We start from the raw sequence: 4,092 nt of genomic DNA, 5'->3' as shown, positions 1-4,092 counted from the left end.
CCATGGCGAAAGGCTGGCCATAAGCAGCACGACGCGCCGGGTCGGCATCGATCCAGCGTTGCAGGGCGGCATCTTCCTTCTCACGTCGGCTCACGATATCGCCTGACTGAAGTGCCGCCTGAGTGCCGGAATAGGATTTCAGACCGTTCTGGATACCGAACAGCGTATTCTCCGCCTGCTTCGCGTGATCGGCGCTTTCACGGCTGTATTGCCACAGCATCCCTTCACGCACTGAAAGCATGGCGATAATTGCCGGATTGGCCACATCACGCTGGAACGCAAGAGCTGCAGCAGGCAGCCCGCGCTGCGTGCGCCCCGGATTGCCGGAGGTGAAAACCAGATCATCCGCCTTCGGGCCGTTCGGATCGAACTGCAGGAACGGCGTGTTCACCGGCTTGCCGCCCTCATAAACGCGCAGCATCGACAGATCGATATCATAGCGGGGATAGTCGAAATTATCCGGATCACCGCCAAAGAAAGCGATCCCCTGCTCGGGGGCCATCACCACGCGCACATCGTTGTAGCGGCGATAACGGTAAAGCGCGGTCTGTCCACCATGATAGAGCGAGACCATATCGCAGCGCCAATGCGCGTCGTCACCGCCCACGCAATCCTTGGTCAGCTTGCTTTCCACTTCCTGCAGGGCTGCCGAATAGGCGGCCCCCTGTTTGCCCTTGGTGGCTTCTGCCACAGGGGCAGACACATCTTTCATGGTGTCGAGGCGATCGAGCTCCATACCGGGGCACTGGCGCTCATCGGCGAGGTCCTTCGTGTAGAACCCGTTGCGGAAATAGTCGTGATCCTTGTCAGACAAGGCGGCAAGGCATGAATTGGCGCAGTGATGATTGGTCATGACCAGACCGTTGCCTGACACGAAGGAAGCAGAGCATCCCTCGGCCAGACGTGCCGAGGATTGCACAACGTGCTGGATCCAGGCGGCATCAGGCTCGAAATGATAGGTCTTCTGCAAAGCCGCGTTGGGCAGATGATCGAATGTCCACATACCTTCATCGGCGCGTGCAGCGTCGGCAAGCGTTACGGCACCGAACAGGGCCGATGAGAGGAAAAGCGATAGACGGGCACGGGTCATGGGCAGCAGCTCGGCTCTGAATGATGATATAATGTATCAATCCATAACATGCGCCATTTTGCAAATCTGAAAATCAGCACGGTGACCTTGTCCGGCGGCTCTGGCTGGCCGTCGCCAGCGTGCCACACGCTGAAACCCATCGAGGCAGCGGAAAAGACGCCAGTTTGCGAAGAGGCTATTCCCCAGAGGCTCAAATCGCAAAAATCACGCTGTGAAATGAAAATTGGGTCTCTTACCGTCGCGTTGAGATGCGTTTCCCGAGGGAGGCTGCGGTAATCGTACCAAACGTACAGTCAGGAACCGTGAGGCCTTTCCTGGACGCGATCATCCGACCGGCGCGATCAGACGGGAGAAAAGTGCCAATTCATCTGGCATCGCAGGCTCATTTAGCCGCCTGACATGAGCAGCCATGATTGCCGGGGCACGAACAGGCAACTTACGACCCGGCCGATCCTGAACCCGTCCTGGTACAGCGTAAAGATGCGTACGAAAAGGCGCGTCATGTAGCGGGAACGTCGCGCGGCATGAAGGTTCGAGGCAATCGCCCAAATGCCTGTCCCTGGTCGATCTGCGGCACGGGGACGGACGCGATTGGCCACGTGTCTCATTATTCGATCGGAACGATCACGACACCCGCGCCATGAGGTTTGACAAAAGGGAGGTCACTCTGACTGTGGGACAGGCGCAAGCGCAGGGTGAGGCGGGAGCACTCCCCCGCTCCGTTTATAAACCGACAGCATTCTGCGATGGGGTCGCGAAATCCAGCTGTAGGTCCTGACATAATCCCGGGAGAGCGCGTCATACAGCGCCTTGCGCACATTCCGGTTTTCACCGGCAGCTTCCGGCTCCTGGCTAATGATATATGCAGGTTCCTGCGTCAGAACCGCATGCAGCTCCGCGAGAGGGTCCATGCCCGTTGCACCCGCTTCGCGCTGGAGCCCGAAATGGGATGGAAAGGGATGCGACGTCAATCGGCAATATGGCAGGGCATCATAGAGCGCAACGGGACCGTTATAGATAAAAAGGCAACCTGATTTTCCGTAATCCACACTTTTCTCGAGCGCCAGGAAAAGCTCTTCTCCACCACTCGATCTCAAATGCTTCCAGGTACTCAGCTGCGACGCCACCAGCCCGAGAATTGCCATAAGCCACGCCAGATTGCGACCGGATTTCCTGTAGAACAGCGGGGCAATCTGGATGGAAAAGGGTACGAGGAGCGGGAGGATATAATGGATGTACCAGGTGCCAAAAATCACGAACGCACCGAACGCCACCATCGCCCACATAGTCAGAAACGAGACGTAAGGTGCCTGTTGTGCAGAATAGCTTCTTCCGGACAGAAAATTCACGCCCATGACGATGAAAAACGGCCCCAGCAAAGGCATGAGCTTGATCAGTCTTTCCGAGATAATCTGATGACTCTCGGTCGCACGCAGAAACACCGAGGAAATATTGGAAAACAGCCACTCATGCCCATAACCGCTCATTATATAGAAAAGAGCAGAGGCAATCGTGGGCAATACAGCAACGAAAACCCATATGGCAGAGTCAGCAATGATGCTTCTGGGGGCACTCCCTGATCTTATTTCCCGATATATCAGATATAGACCAGCAAACATCCCTTCGAAGACAACGGTATATTTTATCTGAATAGCCACCCCGAAAAGGAGCATGATCAGGATGCCGAGCGTTCTACGGCGTTTCCGATCGTTCCCCTGGAAATCTTGCAGGTGATCCAGAAGAAGGCACATCGCGCCAGCGACCAGGAGATTGTAGAAAACAGGCGATTGGCCACCTTCGCCCTGCGCCAGAGTGGGCCAAATCTCATAGATGAGCGCCGCAACCAGCGCTCCGCTGGCGGGAGCAATCCTCAACGCCATGCGACGTATCAGTAGCGCCGTGCCCCACAGGGCGAGCAGTGCCCCGATCTGATAGGCGATAACCCGATACGCCCCGAAGAGATGAAAAACGGCGTAGAGCAGAAACAGGCCAATTGGCTTGCGGTCCCAGAAGTCAACATAGGGCAGATAGCCTTGCAGTAACCGCCCCCCTCCGAAGAGATAGAATTCCTCATCCCATTCAAGGATGGGGTTCCCCAATGTCATGAACCGTATCAACAGGGCCGCGAACAGCAGAAAAAAATGCGGATAATACGCGACGACTATTTTGTTCAGTTGCTTCAAGAGAGCCCACCTTCGCCTGACATGATCACCGGAAGGCGTTTCGTATCTTGATTTCAGCCAGAGCCACAAAAAACTGGCCAATGATCCTGGGTGTCATCTTGCTTTCGCCATGAACGCGCTCCCGGAAAACCATGGGACACTCCTTGATCCGGAGCGATTTCGGACTGGTCATGATAATCTCGAACAGGATCTTGAACCCGTGTCCGGTCAGACGAGGAGCGAGCGCTTCAAAATCACGCTGCCGCATCAGGAAAAAGCCACTCATCGGGTCATTGATCAGGGCAGAGGCAGACATGGCCACCAGATTGCCCAGACGGGAAATGAAACGCCGCCAGAAACCGGAGAGCCCCCCACAGTCACCCCCGAGCACGTGCCGACTGGCGACGGCGAGATCATACTGATCCTCCTGGAGAGCGGCCAGCATGGGAAGCAGGCAGGACTCGTCATGTTGCAGGTCACCATCCATCACCGCAACGAATGTTGCCGATGAGGATAATATGCCCTCGGTCACGGCCGACGATAAGCCACGACGGCCCATACGGACGATGCCACGCACGCGCCGATCCAGCGCCGCAATATTCCGGACCGTGTGGATCGTCCCGTCGGGTGAATTGTCATCGACAAAAATGATTTCCCACGCAATGCCACTGAGCGTTTTTTCGAGTGCATTAATGAGAGGCCTGACATTTTGTTCTTCACAGTAGCACGGTATTATTATGCTCAGGATTGGTGCTGCTGTCATCTTTTCCTCTGGGATTACCCCTCGACTTTATCAACACCAGCAGCAAGGATACACAGGGTCTTTTGTAACATTTCTTG

General features: G+C 55.7%; 3 protein-coding genes. All 3 read right to left on the bottom strand.

Features of this window, described 5'->3' with window-relative positions:
* Positions 1–1,090, bottom strand: a 1,090-nt coding sequence (locus P792_RS0119660) for a S46 family peptidase (protein WP_161630852.1), incomplete at its 3' end; no start/stop codon positions are given.
* A 662-nt stretch (positions 1,091–1,752) separates the two neighbouring features.
* On the bottom strand, positions 1,753–3,273 hold the full coding sequence (locus P792_RS32110; RefSeq protein ID WP_023979447.1) for a glycosyltransferase family 39 protein: 1,521 nt from the start codon (positions 3,271–3,273) through the stop codon (positions 1,753–1,755).
* Positions 3,274–3,298: 25 nt separating this feature from the next.
* Positions 3,299–4,015 carry a polyprenol monophosphomannose synthase gene (locus P792_RS32105; RefSeq protein WP_035440267.1) on the bottom strand — a complete coding sequence of 239 codons (717 nt, stop codon included), beginning with the start codon at positions 4,013–4,015 and terminating at the stop codon, positions 3,299–3,301.
* Between the last annotated feature and the right edge of the window lie 77 nt (positions 4,016–4,092).

Source organism: Asaia sp. SF2.1, from assembly GCF_000505765.1.
GTDB lineage: Bacteria > Pseudomonadota > Alphaproteobacteria > Acetobacterales > Acetobacteraceae > Asaia > Asaia bogorensis.
Note: the sequence above shows the minus strand (reverse complement) of the source record. Positions and strands in the feature narration are given on the sequence as shown.